Origin of the sequence: Terrihalobacillus insolitus, from assembly GCF_028416575.1 — a bacterium.
Taxonomy (GTDB): Bacteria; Bacillota; Bacilli; order Bacillales; family Amphibacillaceae; genus Terrihalobacillus; species Terrihalobacillus insolitus.
Genome location: NZ_JAMQKB010000011.1, coordinates 38,263 through 52,467, shown reverse-complemented (window position 1 = coordinate 52,467; position 14,205 = coordinate 38,263). Strand labels below are relative to the sequence as shown.

At 36.2% G+C, this 14,205-nt stretch carries 16 protein-coding genes, 1 pseudogene and 1 riboswitch; of the genes and pseudogenes, 1 reads left to right on the top strand and 16 read right to left on the bottom strand.

Annotated elements, in window-relative coordinates; genetic code table 11:
• Positions 1 to 439 precede the first annotated feature (439 nt).
• The 14 genes and pseudogenes from NC797_RS11640 to ribD form a co-directional block, all read right to left on the bottom strand.
• A pseudogene (locus NC797_RS11640) lies at positions 440 to 742 on the bottom strand (DUF3885 domain-containing protein); the annotation flags it as partial.
• A 142-nt stretch (positions 743 to 884) separates the two neighbouring features.
• Entirely contained in the window at positions 885 to 1,358 is a 474-nt protein-coding gene (locus NC797_RS11635) for a GNAT family N-acetyltransferase (RefSeq protein WP_272436957.1), read from the bottom strand.
• Positions 1,359 to 1,443: 85 nt separating this feature from the next.
• Entirely contained in the window at positions 1,444 to 1,725 is a 282-nt protein-coding gene (locus NC797_RS11630; RefSeq protein ID WP_272436956.1) for a hypothetical protein, read from the bottom strand.
• Between the two features lie 124 nt (positions 1,726 to 1,849).
• On the bottom strand, positions 1,850 to 2,431 hold the full coding sequence (locus NC797_RS11625; protein ID WP_272436955.1) for a hypothetical protein: 582 nt from the start codon (positions 2,429 to 2,431) through the stop codon (positions 1,850 to 1,852).
• A 273-nt stretch (positions 2,432 to 2,704) separates the two neighbouring features.
• Positions 2,705 to 3,088: an aspartyl protease family protein gene (locus tag NC797_RS11620; protein WP_272436954.1), complete on the bottom strand. Its 384-nt coding sequence runs from the start codon at positions 3,086 to 3,088 to the stop codon at positions 2,705 to 2,707.
• Positions 3,079 to 3,345 (bottom strand): hypothetical protein, encoded by a 267-nt coding sequence (locus NC797_RS11615; protein ID WP_272436953.1) that lies wholly within the window; start codon positions 3,343 to 3,345, stop codon positions 3,079 to 3,081. Before NC797_RS11615 ends, NC797_RS11620 begins: the two co-directional genes overlap by 10 nt.
• A gap of 202 nt (positions 3,346 to 3,547) precedes the next feature.
• The gene (locus NC797_RS11610) at positions 3,548 to 4,198 is read right to left on the bottom strand and encodes a uridine kinase family protein (protein WP_272436952.1); all 651 of its coding nucleotides are present in this window, start codon (positions 4,196 to 4,198) and stop codon (positions 3,548 to 3,550) included.
• Positions 4,199 to 4,366: 168 nt separating this feature from the next.
• Positions 4,367 to 4,720 (bottom strand): hypothetical protein, encoded by a 354-nt coding sequence (locus NC797_RS11605; RefSeq protein ID WP_272436951.1) that lies wholly within the window; start codon positions 4,718 to 4,720, stop codon positions 4,367 to 4,369.
• A 290-nt stretch (positions 4,721 to 5,010) separates the two neighbouring features.
• Positions 5,011 to 5,661: a zf-HC2 domain-containing protein gene (locus NC797_RS11600; RefSeq protein ID WP_272436950.1), complete on the bottom strand. Its 651-nt coding sequence runs from the start codon at positions 5,659 to 5,661 to the stop codon at positions 5,011 to 5,013.
• On the bottom strand, positions 5,661 to 6,146 hold the full coding sequence (locus tag NC797_RS11595) for an RNA polymerase sigma factor (protein ID WP_272436949.1): 486 nt from the start codon (positions 6,144 to 6,146) through the stop codon (positions 5,661 to 5,663). Before NC797_RS11595 ends, NC797_RS11600 begins: the two co-directional genes overlap by 1 nt.
• Positions 6,147 to 7,346: 1,200 nt before the next feature.
• Positions 7,347 to 7,814 carry a 6,7-dimethyl-8-ribityllumazine synthase gene (gene ribH / locus NC797_RS11590; RefSeq protein WP_272436948.1) on the bottom strand — a complete coding sequence of 156 codons (468 nt, stop codon included), beginning with the start codon at positions 7,812 to 7,814 and terminating at the stop codon, positions 7,347 to 7,349.
• Positions 7,815 to 7,840: 26 nt separating this feature from the next.
• Positions 7,841 to 9,043, bottom strand: coding sequence for a bifunctional 3,4-dihydroxy-2-butanone-4-phosphate synthase/GTP cyclohydrolase II (locus tag NC797_RS11585; RefSeq protein WP_272436947.1), 1,203 nt, complete (start codon positions 9,041 to 9,043; stop codon positions 7,841 to 7,843).
• An 11-nt stretch (positions 9,044 to 9,054) separates the two neighbouring features.
• Positions 9,055 to 9,708, bottom strand: a complete 654-nt coding sequence (gene ribE / locus NC797_RS11580; protein ID WP_272436946.1) for a riboflavin synthase — start codon at positions 9,706 to 9,708, stop codon at positions 9,055 to 9,057.
• Entirely contained in the window at positions 9,709 to 10,779 is a 1,071-nt protein-coding gene (gene ribD / locus NC797_RS11575) for a bifunctional diaminohydroxyphosphoribosylaminopyrimidine deaminase/5-amino-6-(5-phosphoribosylamino)uracil reductase RibD (protein WP_417168711.1), read from the bottom strand.
• A gap of 287 nt (positions 10,780 to 11,066) precedes the next feature.
• A riboswitch (FMN riboswitch) is annotated at positions 11,067 to 11,212 on the bottom strand.
• A gap of 231 nt (positions 11,213 to 11,443) precedes the next feature.
• On the opposite strand from ribD, the gene NC797_RS11570 reads away from it, so the two are divergent.
• Complete coding sequence (locus tag NC797_RS11570; RefSeq protein WP_272436945.1) at positions 11,444 to 12,172, top strand: DUF421 domain-containing protein; 729 nt, start codon at positions 11,444 to 11,446, stop codon at positions 12,170 to 12,172.
• Positions 12,173 to 12,306: 134 nt separating this feature from the next.
• On the opposite strand, the gene NC797_RS11565 is transcribed toward NC797_RS11570, so the two are convergent.
• Both NC797_RS11565 and NC797_RS11560 read right to left on the bottom strand, forming a co-directional pair.
• On the bottom strand, positions 12,307 to 12,462 hold the full coding sequence (locus NC797_RS11565; RefSeq protein WP_272436944.1) for a hypothetical protein: 156 nt from the start codon (positions 12,460 to 12,462) through the stop codon (positions 12,307 to 12,309).
• A gap of 298 nt (positions 12,463 to 12,760) precedes the next feature.
• Complete coding sequence (locus NC797_RS11560; RefSeq protein ID WP_272436943.1) at positions 12,761 to 14,185, bottom strand: Na+/H+ antiporter NhaC family protein; 1,425 nt, start codon at positions 14,183 to 14,185, stop codon at positions 12,761 to 12,763.
• Positions 14,186 to 14,205 lie beyond the last annotated feature (20 nt).

Below are 14,205 nucleotides of genomic sequence, written 5' to 3'. Positions count from 1 at the left end.
GCGTTATAGCTATAATCGTTTCAAGTGTTGCCAGCGCTTACTGGTTTAGTGCGGGAACATCAAAAAAAAAAAAGAAAGTAATACTTAAATACAAACGAAACCCTCTGTTTAACAATAACAGGGGGTTTTAAATAAAATAGACTTCATAATTTATGCAGGTAAATAAGGTGCCACGCCAATGTTGACTATGGATTTAACCATCATGGTTCCATTGAGGTTATTGGCGTAGATAAGAAATGTTGTTTTTATGTCCAAGAGCAAGCTTCAAGAGACATGAAGGGATAGATTATTGACTGGAGGTAGCCAAGCGTGAAGGAACGCCATGGCAATCTCTTTTTTTTGCGATTCTTTCTAGCCTAAACACATACCGGGTTTGGGGGAGAAGAAATTAAGTTTTGTCACAGTGACGCCCCGAAATTTGTCGAAGGTTGAAAGCCCGATTTTGTTGTAACTTAGACAAAACTGATTTCTCTTTTACATACTTAGAGAAGATGTTTAACTTGTGTTTGAAGGTTTCGCCGTCTGCAAAGTCATTTACATCCACTACAATATAAATATCATCATTCGGTGAGTGTAAAGACTTAAATAGAGTAATTGCTCTTTTATAAACTCCTTTTAAATATGGACTATTTTTATAAGCATACTTAACATCATAGTCCACACCTAATTCAAAACGAATACCAATATCCCAATTATAAAATAGGGGTGATCTGAGTTCTAAATCAGGAAACTTTTCCTGCATATATATATCTAATAACACATTCAAATCTCATTTCTCATAGCATTTATCTCGTGGCTTTTTAATTATTCTGCTCATTACTTGAAACAAAGGCAGCGACAGCTATTAAGCTATCGCACCCGTTAGCACAACAAGGAATAGAGTTTCAAACTACCCTCTTAACAAACAATACCCTATCTTGATTTGGTCCATCGTAATCAGAAAACACAGATACTCCGTTCACTTCTTTATCACCATTTTCAATATCAAATCCCATCTTAGTATGATAAGCAATTGAAACCTTATTTACTGGTGATGTTACAGCACGGACAACATTTCTTTTATTCTTATTTACCACATTGAAAAATTCATTGTAAAGTTGCTTTCCAATTTGGTTTTTACGGTAATCAGGATTAACACCAACAAAATGTATGTATGCAACATCTGTATCAGATTGAGACAAAAAGCCAATTAAAAAGCCAATGATTTGACCGTCTTTTTCAGCAATAAAACTTGTATTATTAAAATGATCAAAGAATAACTTAGGCAACATATCGGACATTTGCCTACCACCCCACCATTCGTTAATCAAAGGTGAGATAACGTAATAATCAGAACTTTTCACATTGCGTATTTCCACTAATAAACATCCTTTCCCGTTGTTTAACTCTTGCCACCCGTTAATTGAATAAAGACTACACAATTATGTTTGTTTTAGGTTCTTTTTAGTTTAGTGAAATATCTTTAAACTCTTTGAATGTTTTTAATTCCTTTGTTACAGATTCTTTCATTTTCTCTCCACACTTTTCACTACATAAAGCAAATATACCATCAGTTCCTTGATTCTTTGCTTCTGAACCTCTAGCTGTCACAATCATAGGAACACTAGTATTCCGAGTATTTAACCCTATTTGAATAATCGTTCCTTCACTATCCGAGTAATCTACGCCTTCAGCAAACTTAACACTTAGTCCAAATACTGGCTTACCATCTTTAATTTTTTTCATACACCATACATCTCAACATTAAAATCACATCCTTATAATTTATCAGTCCATTTTTTGTTCGCTAAATTATAGGTTTTAGTAAAAACAGGATCAATAAATAACATAATAAAGTGATGCCACTATTCTATTCTTTTACGTAAGCCATATGAATATTTAATGCCGCACCAAAATTTCCTTGTGACATATGGTAATCAATCCATTGACGATCATCTTCACTATATGCTATAGACTCCCCAAAATAGTTATAAGTTAACGGCTGTTCTACTATCAATTCTACGTTTTCATCTAACAAATCGTTTTCTGACCTCACCGCAATATCGAACATCTTCCTCTTCTTTTCTGAAAGAGATTCTTCTTGTTCACGACATATTTCATCCCAAAAATCCTCATGTATTTCTTCCATACTTGGAAGAAAATATTGTTGAAAATCCCTCAATCGATTTTGAGTTTTTAATTGAATTACCTCTAAAGCCATAGGGCTAGATAAATCTTCACGAAACTGTTGTTTATTTGCATCTAAATCTACTATTTCAAAAACCTGTTCTTTGTTTTGTGATGAGTATATAAAAAGCTTTTTGCCCAAGGTAAAGAACGTATATGTGCTGTACATTCCTTCTGTCACAATTACATTCTTAATATGTTTGTGATATTTGCTTGTATTACTTTTTTGATTTTTGTACTTGTTTTTCTTATTCTTCTTTGCCATTACAGTTTCTCCTCTGAAATTTAAATATTAAGAACAGACAAACGATCAAATGACTAGAAATCTTTTCCCTGCCCTAACTTTATACACCACTTATAAAACAATCTTAACAATTTTTGTGTATAATATGGTGTTTTTCTTAAAGAAAAAGCGATTGCTTTCTCCTTCAGCAATCGCTACCCGATAATGCAATAAGAAACAATGTATCTTATCTACTGAAAAGTGTAATAAAAAACCGTCCATATGACGGTGAGGTTTAAATAATGCATTTAATCTTTATAACTTACTCCTAATAAGGGAAAAGTCAATGACCATATTCGTTTCCATCATAAAATCTAGACCAATAAATCCATCAAAACCATATGAATCTTTTGTTATCCCTAATTGAAGTGGAAATTGATTCAATACTCTTCCACCTATAGAAAGATCATTGACTATTTGTTGATTACATACTTCACCTTTTCCTCCAATACCATACATTGTAGTTGGCATACCGTTAACATAATCAACATAAAGCCCTATTTCGGCAAGTAAATCAGTGTCAAAAATACTATCTGAACAACCTGTATCTACTAACACATTATTTAGCGTTAGTTTTTTCCCTTGATACTCTATACCCATTTTCGCTATTAATAGACCGTCTTCTACCCTTAACTCCATCTTCGCCCACGAACTCCAGTGAAAAATTTTTCAAGTACTTCAGGTTTTTCTTCAGAAGTATGGAATACATATAACTCCTTTTCTGGATTTTCTTTATGAGTTTTCTTGTATGCCTTCCATGCTTCCATATTATCGTCAAAAGTTGAGATGATGGACATTTCTTCGACTGTTCGTATATTATCTCTTGAGTTAGCCGATAATGCTTCGACTAATACTAATTTATCAGGAAATTGTTCACGTACTAATCCCCAATCCATTTTTCATCCCTCCACAAAATACTTTTATATCCTTATTTTATCACATAGCTTAACATTTAGAGAGTTAGAAACAGAGAAAGCTATTCGAATTTCCTTCTTCAACTCTCGCCACCCATTACTTTAAGTACATTACTTCACAAACTCACAATTCCTTGAACAAGAAAATGTTTTTAATATTAACATCAACTGATGCTGTCGACCTTTATATATTTAACCATCTATCACTTTCGTATATGATATTAACCTCATATTTAGAAATATCGGCAGCCTTACCTGTACCATCAATGACAATATCTGCGTTTTCCTTTGGTCTATTAACCTCAATATATTTTTCTTCAGCAGGACGATAGACGTTTTCCCACATATACCTATTGCCAGCTCCAACCTGTTCCCTCTCAACGACTCTTTCAAGACTAGTTTGTTTTGGACTATCCACCCAAATTCGAACATCATAAAAAGGGAGTAATTCATTTCGAATCGAAAAGCAGCCTTCAACGATTATGATTCCATCTGTCGGCACATCGTGCCATTCAGCCAACTTATCTGTTTCCCAATCATATCGCTGATACCGCCCGAATTTGTTTTCAGTTAATGGAGTAAGCACCTGTTTGCGTACTCGTTCCCAATCAAAATTTGCACCAATTAGTTCTAAATCGATGTCTTTTTGTTCTTCAGAAGGACGATAGAAGTCATCCATATGGACAACAATCACTCTATCATCCAACTCCTTAAGTTTATCCGCTATTGTGCTTTTTCCCGAGGCACTAGCACCATCAACACCAACGATAGGAGTATTTCGGTCTTTTTGAATTTGGTCGAATTTAGTTATGAAATGCCTCAATGACCTAATCATAAACCCTCCTCCTCACTCTTCTATAATATTCCAATCTAAAATAACTATTTCTACCCTGATGGCTATAATCCCTTTGATTAAATCTTAACCTTCTTATTTCACTATCCTGCTCTTTAACACAATAAGAGCTGACGTATTGGACAACCCCTTGTTCCACTCTTGCCCCCGTTAGTTTAGCAAAAACTTTCTCACCAACTTAAAATAAGCCAGTTTTGCTACTAAAAAGCCAATTGTTAGTCCAACAAAAATACTCGTTAGCAAACGTAGCAGTCCTTCACCAAAACCATAGTTTACATATTCACCTTCCGAAAATAAGAAAGCGTATAATAACATGTCTGACAGGACAACTGAAACAATAAGATATACAGCGATACCAACGTATAAAACGGTTGTTGGGATAGCTGAAGCATATTTCTTTACCATATAAAAGGATGTACCAAAGAACAATGACCAAAAAAGTATAGCGAGCATAACTCCAATTCCCATTCCACCTGTTTCGGAGAAAATCTGAAAAAACGTCATTTTAAATCCTCCTTTTAAAATTTATCTCAATAATCTTTCCTTCTTTAAGAAATCCCTTCATTATCACTTTAACATAAGATCCCAGAACCCTTTCTGAAGAAAAGAAAAAAGCCAAGCGGTTTCCGCTCGACTTGGAAATATAATGTTCCCGCTCAAATGCAACAAAATGTATGTATGCAACATCTGAATTAGATTGGGACAAAAATCAATTAAAAAGCCTGCAATTTCAACATTTTTTCAGCGATAAAACTTGTATTATTGAAATGAACTATTCCTGCCCCAAAATACTCTTATTTCAATTCAGACAACCCTTTATCTGTCATAGAGTATACAATATCCTTGTCTTTAAAACTTACTGTGACAGTAAAATCTGAAGTTGGTGGATACCCAATGGTATATTTTTTATTGTCTTTTCCGGGAAACGGTTGTACAGAATATGGCTTAATGACATAGCCGACTTCAGTTTTTTTACCATTCTCGTCCACCCCATAGACAGGTCTTGTTGTCACACGTAACCTCTTACCATTAGTAAGTTCCAGTCGAATAGCCCCTGCTTCTAATGGGGTAGTGATTTCATTAATTGTGGTTGTGATATTAACGTCTTCGGAATGTGCTTTTGTACCTATTGCAAAGACCCAAGTTAATATTCCTGAAATAAGAGAAAATAATAATGCACTTATGATTACTCCTTTGATAAAGGACTTAACTCTTGAACGGTTCCAGAATGAAGATATTTTTTTTATAACATTAGCATCATTTCTATTTTTTTTAATTTCTTCTTTCGGAATTTTTATATCTTCTTCTATTCTATCTAATTCATTTTTGCAGCTATCACACCCTGAAAGATGTTCTTCAACTATTTTTTTGCTATCATTACTACAAACATTGTCATAATACAAAGGAAGTATATCTTTGACTATATCACACGATATTTTACTCATTATGATTCCTCCTTTAACATACTTTGAATTTTTTGTTTAGCTCGGTGAAATGTGACTCTTGCCCAACTCTCCGTTTTCTCAAAGAGCTGGCTTATTTGTTTAAAGGAGAGTTCTCCAAATACTCTTAGTGTGAATACCTCTTTATAAGGCTCATCTAAGCTATGTAAGATTTGATGAATACGTAAAGTCTTTTCTTTATCAAGTATCATCGCTTCGATACCATTCTCACTTGCTTTTTCTCCTACATCGTCTGCACTATCGTACCGTTTTTGTTTGCCAAGATAAGTAAAGTATGTATTTTTAGCTATTTGACAAAGCCATACATTGATTTTGCAATTGCCATTAAATTTATCAATACTTTTTAGAGCCTTAAAAAATGTTTCCTGAGTAATTTCTTCAGCAATCTTTTCATTACGACTTAGTGATAATACAAACGAGTATACATCTCTAAAATATTGAATGTATATACTCTCAAACTCATCCACATTTCTACCTCCTTTCATAAATATGACTACGTTAAAGGGGGTTCGTTACAAAAATCATAAAAAAAATTGGCAGAACCATTACGTCTGCCATTAAATCATATCATTTATTTACAATAACAAATCAGAATACCTTTGTTCGCACTAATTTAATTACATTCCTTATTAAAGATTAGTGGCAGTTATATACAGTATCAACTATAAAACGTTGATGTGGTGCACCTTTTATCTTTGTGTACATGTAACCAAAGTTAAGCGTTTAAGGACTTGACTTGGAGCCTCTATGGGCATGATCTGTCTTGAAAGGCTGAAGCAGTTGTTTCATCAGGCATCCAAGCCTATCATACCCACCTCTCCAAATAAAGTCCTATGTTTGTTAACGTTGAAAACTATAAATATTGACTGTATATAATCTTTCTACAAAGATAAAAATCTGGCATTTTTGGTAACTTTACTTACGTTGAATACGGTGGAAAACCATACTGTATATAACTGCCCGTTAGCTTAATAAGATTTTTATTTAGTTCCATCAATTATGAGTTCTGCTCTTTCTAAAGGTTTATGTTCCTCAATATAAACATCTTCTGAAATCATCCATATGAACAACAGTTACATTTGAACATTCCGTCTTTAGATTATTTGCTAATGTACTCTTGCCTGAACCTCCATATATTTCATAACTGGCATTACTGGGAAAACCTCTTGATCCAGTGCAATATGTATCTCTTGTTGTTATTTTCTATCTTGTACCCTCATACCACTCAACCCCTAAAATCATATTAACGCTCGGTCTAAAGTCCTCACTATGTCCCCCACCAAAAACATGTGTTTCCTTATCTTGTATACATATTATACAATATTCTCAATATCTAATTCATAAATCTAATATGTATAGGAAAAAAGGATATATGCTCTTATATTGAACATAATATCCTCTTATTAGTTTAGTCTATTTAATTAAGTAAAAGGCAGTCTTTTTGTTATATGTGAACCGCATTTTCTGCTATCCACCGCCAATACCATATATATTTCTCCATATATCTTAGTCATTATGTCGAAAATGATAACGATTATGCTGAAACTATTACATGTTATAATAAGTTATAACTTTTTATAACATGTATCAATCATGAACACATGAAAAAAAACACCTAATTCCCAAGTAAATTATTGTCTATTCTGCATTCCCCTACTATTTAAGCTTCATTCAAATTCCCGTAACAAATTTGCCATTTCTATTGCGGACAGAGCTGCTTCTGCTCCTTTGTTACCTGCTTTTGTTCCAGAGCGTTCAATTGCTTGTTCAATTGTGTCCGTTGTTAACACGCCAAAGATAACGGGTAGCCCCTCTTGCATCGAGACACTGGCAACACCTTTAGACACTTCACTACTAACATAATCAAAGTGTGGAGTTGATCCCCGTATCACTGTTCCTAGCGTAATGACTGCATCATACTTTCCTGAAGCGGCCATTTTCTTTGCAACTAGCGGAATCTCAAAGGCTCCTGGCACCCATGCAATAGAAACGTCTTCTTCCCTAACACCGTGTCTTTTTAACGTATCTTGTGCTCCACCAAGCAATTTGCTCGTAATAAATTCATTAAACCTTCCAACTACAACTCCAATTTTTAAATCTGTCGCTACAAGATTCCCTTCATAGATCTGACTCATTCTGTTTCCTCCTTATTTTCCCTATCTTAATTGTCGGTAAGATTCAACATATGTCCAAGCTTTGTGTATTTTGTTAATAAATAGTCTTTGTTGTCCTTCTGAGCTGGGATTTCAATTGGCATGCGTTCCACCAATTCTAAGCCAAACTCACTCAACCCTGAAATTTTACGTGGATTGTTTGTTAATAACCGGAGCCTTTTTACCCCTAAATCCTTTAACATCTGGGCACTGATCGCATAATCACGTAAATCAGCTGGAAACCCAAGCTGATGATTGGCCTCCACAGTATCATAGCCTTCTTCTTGAAGCTTGTATGCCTTTAATTTATTAATTAGCCCGATCCCTCTTCCTTCTTGTCGCATATATAAAAGAACTCCCCTGCCGGCTTCTTCTATTTCTGCCAATGCTAACCGGAGCTGTGGGCCACAATCGCACCGATTTGATCCGAGGGCATCACCTGTTAAACATTCCGAATGGATGCGAACAAGTACAGGTTCTTCTGTATTTACATCTCCTTTTACGATCGCGAGATGCTCTTTTCCTGAAGCTTTTTCTGTGTATGCTGCTAATCGGAAATCTCCATGCTCCGTCGGCAGGTTAACTTCAACTTCTTTCTCTATTAATGTTTCCATTTTCTTACGATACGTAATTAAATCTTGAATCGTAATAATAGGAAGTCCATGTTTAGCAGCTACCTTTTTTAATTCTGGCAAGCGAGCCATTGAACCATCTTCATTCATAATCTCACAAATCACCCCAGCTGGCTTTGCTCCTGCTAACCGAGCAAGATCAACAGCCGCTTCCGTATGTCCTGGTCTTTCTAGTACGCCACCAGGTTTTGCAATTAACGGGAATACATGTCCTGGCTGTTTAAAATCAGCTGCTATACTATTTTCTTCTATCAGTTTTTGAATCGTTAATGAACGTTCATGTGCACTAATCCCTGTATCTGTTGCTACGTGATCGACACTTACGGTAAATGCGGTTCCCAATGCATCTGTATTATTTGTTGTCATCGGGTGGAGCCTTAATTTATGTGCCAGTTCATGATCTAATGGCGTACAAATTAGTCCCCTGCCTTCTTTCGCCATAAAATTTACAGATTCAGGAGTAGCATGTTCTGCTAAGACGAAAAAATCGCCCTCATTTTCTCGGTTTTCATCATCAACCACAATGAGCATGTTTCCCATTTTTAACTGTTCAATCGCATTTTCAATCGTTTCAAACATGTACCCACCTCCTATATAAAGCCATTTTGTTTTAGCGTATCTATGGTAATACTTGTTGATTCATTTCTTTCATCTTCCCTTGCCAATAGTAAACGATCTAAATATTTTGCTAGCATATCGTATTCAATGTTTACGGGATCTCCTTCTACTTTACTTCCTAAAATGGTAGCAAGCTGCGTTTCTGGAATTAAGGAGATGATAAAACCCGTCGCTTCCACTCCAAAAACGGTAAGGGATGTACCATCAACAGCTACCGATCCTTTTTGGGTTATATATTTCAATCCCTCTTTCGGCATTCCAATATGGATATATTTTGCATTATCTTCCCTATAAATGCGTTCAATTTTACCTACTCCATCTACATGACCTGATACAAAATGACCACCCAATCGATCGGAAGCTTTCATGGCGCGTTCTAGATTTAATAAGGTTCCCACCTTAGCATCAGCAAGGGAGGATGCCCGAAAAGTCTCTGGAATAACATCAACAGTAAACTGTTCAGCGCCAAAGGAAGTAACGGTTAAACATACCCCATTAACCGCTATACTATCTCCAATGGCTACGTCAGATGTAACTATTGGACCCGTGATCGTTAGGGCTAAGGAATTCCGGTTTCTGTTAACTTGGGTTATTTCTCCTTTTTCCTCTACAATACCAGTAAACATTTAACCTTCCTCCTTTTTCGGTAAAGCAATAATTTTAATATCGCTACCAATTTGTTCAATTGAATCAATCGCCAATGAAATAGAATCTCTCATTAAAATTGGTCCTTTGCCACCAACTGGAGAGAAAGCTTCCAATCCACCCAGTAGCTTCGGGGCAATATACCAATGGCATGCATTAAATAAACCCGATTCTACAAATGATCCGTGAACAGAATTGCCGCCTTCTACGTATAAAGATTGGATGCCTTTTTTTCCTAGAAGCGTAAGCAGCGAATGAATGTCTATTTTTTTTGTTTCCATTTGAATTACGTTTATATCACGGTGCTTCTCCCTAAACTGCTCTGCATCGGCAAGAGCACCACAGACGATCCATGTAGGCGCTTCGTCTGTCAAAACGTTTGCCTGATCAGGAGTACGTAAATAGGTATCCAAAACAATGCGAATCGGATTATTTCCACCTTGGGGCAATCTAGTCGTTAATTGAGGATCATCCTTCAATATGGTTCCTATCCCAACAAGAATCGCATCGTGAATCGATCGTTGGTAATGGACGTCTTGTCGTGCAGGTTCAGACGTAATCCATCGGCTATCTCCTGTTGCTGTGGCTGTTTTGCCATCAAGGGTCATTGCCGCTTTCAGTGTCACGTATGGTTGATTGGTACGTATGGAATGGAAAAATGTACGATTGATTGTTTTTGCTCGCGCTTCCCTTAAACCAATTTCCACCTCGATTCCTGCATCCTTAAGCTTTTGAATCCCTGTCCCTGCAACCTTGGGATTTGGATCTGTACTCGCAACATATACTTTCTTCAATTTGTTATCGATAATCAAATCAGCGCAAGGAGGTGTCTTTCCATAATGTGAACATGGTTCCAATGTCACATATAACTCTGCACCTTGAGCAGCTTCACCAGCCTGTTGCAACGCATACACCTCTGCATGTGGACAACCAGGTTTCAGGTGGCTGCCCATACCTATAATCCTTCCATCCTTAACTACTACAGCACCAACAGAAGGGTTTGGACTCGTTTGACCAATCGTTGCCTCTGCAAGTCCAAGAGCTACATCCATATATTGTTCCTTTGTCAAAATTTTCACACCCTCTCTAATAGTGCGTGTTCAAAAAGTCGGCAAATTAGAAGCAAGCAGGTCGAGGCGGCGCTGTTTTGAGTAACGGAGCGTATGCTTTTAATACGTGAGTAACGGAAAAACAAGCCAACGAAGAGATGCGCCGCTTATCATTTGGTGACTTTTTGAACAACCTCTAATAAAAGAGAAACAAAAAGCCCCGATTTTAGCATCGGGGCTTTACACGTAAAAACGAATGTAATCATAAATAAACGTACCAAAGTACGATCCGTTTCCTTTTCCCATCCAGACTTTAACTGTCGGCTTTGGAATCTCACCAAATCCACCGTTACCTTTTGCTGTAACGGGTCACGGACTAAGGGTACCACTACCCATCACCGCCGGTCGGGAATTTCACCCTGCCCCAAAGGAATATCCTATTCAATTAGACATATCTTATCATAACTAATTGTAGATTGCATCTCAAATGAATTACTTATTTTGTCCTTTTGAATTTGAGAAGCAATCCAATCTACATTCTTTTCAAATGCATTGTTTCTTGCCAATAATCTATTTTCTTAGGATTCATTCGATTTAGTTCATCCACTAACGCACCATGCATAAAATAGAATGTTTTGCCTCAATCTACATATAGAGGTGATAAACAGTGGAGATATTTTTAACTTATATCATGAAACCACTTGTTATATTTTTGGTTTCATATCTTTATATTCGACTAGCAGGAAAAAAGGCCGTATCCGAAATGAACAGTTTTGACATGCTGTTTATCATCGCACTTGGAACAATTATTAGTGAACCACTTGTTACAAAACAACCTGTGCAGGCACTATCTTATGCCCTAGTTTTTTCGATCATTTACATCTTATTTTCGTTAGCTACTTTAAACAATAAACTACGTTGGTTATTAATCGCTAAACCTACTGTGTTAATAAGGGATGGTGATATTGACGAACAAGGATTAAGGAAAACACGTATAACCACGGAAGAATTGATTAGCACCCTTAGACAAAAAGGATATGCAAAAACGACAGATGTTGAAATTGCAATTATGGAAGATATGGGAAAAATCAGCGTGATTCCAAAAGCAAATGCTCGCCCACTTCAACCTAATGATATTCAACTAACACCATCACCAACATTTATACCCATTCCTATTATTATGAATGGCCAAATCATAAAACATAATATGAACTATTTGGAAAAGGATGAAGCGTGGCTTAAAGGCCAACTTCAATCACAATCAATGAGTCTAGACAATATATCCGATATTACATTGGGAACCTATACAAAAGAAGGAACATTAGCCATTGATACCGATAATCCAAACGATAAACAAAAGGGGCCACAATACTACAAACCAGGGACGAATAATTAGGAATAGAGAGGATGCTTGTTCAGCCCATTCCAACTTCATTTATAATTCTCCCTGATCTATCATTTCAAATACCTCTTCTGTCGTATAGGTTTTTCCATCCAAAATATCCTTTTTTGCTTGAAGTAATTTTTGTTTTAGTTCGGGATCGGCTTCAACATCTTCTGCAACTGTCGTTTCCGATTCTTCAATAAAGACAGGTAATACTTCTTTCCATCTACCTCAATAACTGTGTCGCCATCATGGATGATTCCTTTGATTACTTCTGCAACTTGGCCTTCAAGCTTTTTCATTAAATTGCCTCCCTGGAAAACTGTTTATATCTTATTATACAAAATCCATAATGAACTATCGACTCGACTGATAAGCATGTGGTAATAAATCCGTTTCAACTTCCCACCGTTTTACAAGTCCAAATGATCTCAATAGACCTTGAACAAACAGCTCAAGTTATGGAATTAAATAACGGCCTCTGAGACCGCTAAAAATGCGAAGCGGACTGAGAGGCCGTTATTTTCAGAAATAGGCCTGTTTTCCATGGTTAAGCGGACTCACAGTGGAATCAGATATTCTAATTGAATCTTCAATCCATCAAAAAACAAGTGCATACACTAGATATAGAGCAATCGAAAGCACAAAAGGAACGATTGTATGCTTAATCTTATATACCGAGTACTCCATAATTTCCATTTCCATTATTTTTGCTATTGTAACGGTCGTATTGCTTAGTGGCGAAATCAATCCACCTAGAGTACCACAGGCAAAAATAATTCCAATCATTAAGGATAATGAAATGTCTGAGCTCTCTGCTAGTGATACACCGATTGGCATTAATAACCCCCAAGACCCCCATGAAGAACCAATAAAATAGGCTAAAACGGACCCTATGATAAAAGTGATCGGCGGAATAAACAGACTAGGTATAAATCCTAAAGTGTTTGTAATAAACTTCGGTAGGCCAAGGTCATTAGTTGCCAACGTTAACCCCCATACAAGCGCAAAAAGAAAGAAAGCTGGCATCAATTTATTTCCTCCATCAAAAAAAGCTTTCACCAATTCTTGCAGAGGATATTTGGCAATAAGAAACTGAACAAAAGCAAGGAACAGTGTAATGATGATCGCTATGAGCATATATTTCGAAACATCCGCCTCAATAAATGCTTGAAGCACATTTGCAGTTTTCTGATACCCATCCCACCATGACAAAAATATAGATAGTACTAATGCTAATGTAAGTGGAATGAACAAATGAATCGGTTTGGATTTTATATCTGTACCTTTTTCTGTCGTAGCTTTCTCCTGTTTATCTGTGCTTTCTTTTTTATTATCAACGTTTACCTTCCCAGGTTTATTTTTTCCACCACCAAACATTTTTGGGTGCTGAAAAATACTATAGATCAATGCTAATGCAATTGTTAAAAAAGAGAAAAAGTTAAACGGAATACTTTTAATAAAGTACGCGTATGCGTTAACATCTTCTGAATTATTGCCCAAAGAAACGTCAATCGTTGACGTCATATACCCGATAAACGCGGTCGCAATAGGCACTAAAGCAATGATAGGTAAAGAACTTGCTTCAATGACAAAGCTGACCCTTTCTTTTGTAATGTTCAATTTTTGTTGTAGCTGCTTCATAATCGGTGCAATCGTAACGATCCGTAAACTAGGGGAAATAAATGTACCTAGTAGTGTTATCCAAATTAAAAAAATCGCCTGTTTTTCTGTTTTTACTTTTTCAGAGGTTAATTCAATAAAGCCTTTTATCCCCCCAGTCATATTGATCATATTTACCAAGCCAGTAAAAACATATAAAAAACCAATGATTTGTAATTTAGGTTCTTTGGCAAGGCTACCAATAATATAGGAAGTCATTTTTTCAATACCACCTAGTAACGAGGGCTCTACGATGTAGGAAGCAACTAACAGACCAAGCGTGAGTCCTGGCAAAACTTGTTTTGTCCAAATGGCAATAGGTATAATTATTAAAAAGGGTATAATTGATTCCCAATTATTCATCATCAACCATCCTTCATGTG

Bases quoted from the DNA above. Each gene is read 5' to 3' on its own strand.
- ribH (WP_272436948.1), bottom strand. From the start codon at position 7,814: ATGAGTCAGATCTATGAAGGGAATCTTGTAGCGACAGATTTAAAAATT.
- NC797_RS11565 (WP_272436944.1), bottom strand. From the start codon at position 12,462: ATGAAAAAGCTTGAAGGCCAAGTTGCAGAAGTAATCAAAGGAATCATC.
- NC797_RS11625 (WP_272436955.1), bottom strand. From the start codon at position 2,431: ATGGCAAAGAAGAATAAGAAAAACAAGTACAAAAATCAAAAAAGTAAT.
- ribD (WP_417168711.1), bottom strand. From the start codon at position 10,779: ATGGATGTAGCTCTTGGACTTGCAGAGGCAACGATTGGTCAAACGAGT.
- NC797_RS11615 (WP_272436953.1), bottom strand. From the start codon at position 3,345: ATGGATTGGGGATTAGTACGTGAACAATTTCCTGATAAATTAGTATTA.
- NC797_RS11585 (WP_272436947.1), bottom strand. From the start codon at position 9,043: ATGTTTGAAACGATTGAAAATGCGATTGAACAGTTAAAAATGGGAAAC.
- NC797_RS11600 (WP_272436950.1), bottom strand. From the start codon at position 5,661: ATGAGTAAAATATCGTGTGATATAGTCAAAGATATACTTCCTTTGTAT.
- ribE (WP_272436946.1), bottom strand. From the start codon at position 9,708: ATGTTTACTGGTATTGTAGAGGAAAAAGGAGAAATAACCCAAGTTAAC.
- NC797_RS11630 (WP_272436956.1), bottom strand. From the start codon at position 1,725: ATGAAAAAAATTAAAGATGGTAAGCCAGTATTTGGACTAAGTGTTAAG.
- NC797_RS11610 (WP_272436952.1), bottom strand. From the start codon at position 4,198: ATGATTAGGTCATTGAGGCATTTCATAACTAAATTCGACCAAATTCAA.
- NC797_RS11560 (WP_272436943.1), bottom strand. From the start codon at position 14,185: ATGAATAATTGGGAATCAATTATACCCTTTTTAATAATTATACCTATT.
- NC797_RS11605 (WP_272436951.1), bottom strand. From the start codon at position 4,720: ATGACGTTTTTTCAGATTTTCTCCGAAACAGGTGGAATGGGAATTGGA.
- NC797_RS11620 (WP_272436954.1), bottom strand. From the start codon at position 3,088: ATGGAGTTAAGGGTAGAAGACGGTCTATTAATAGCGAAAATGGGTATA.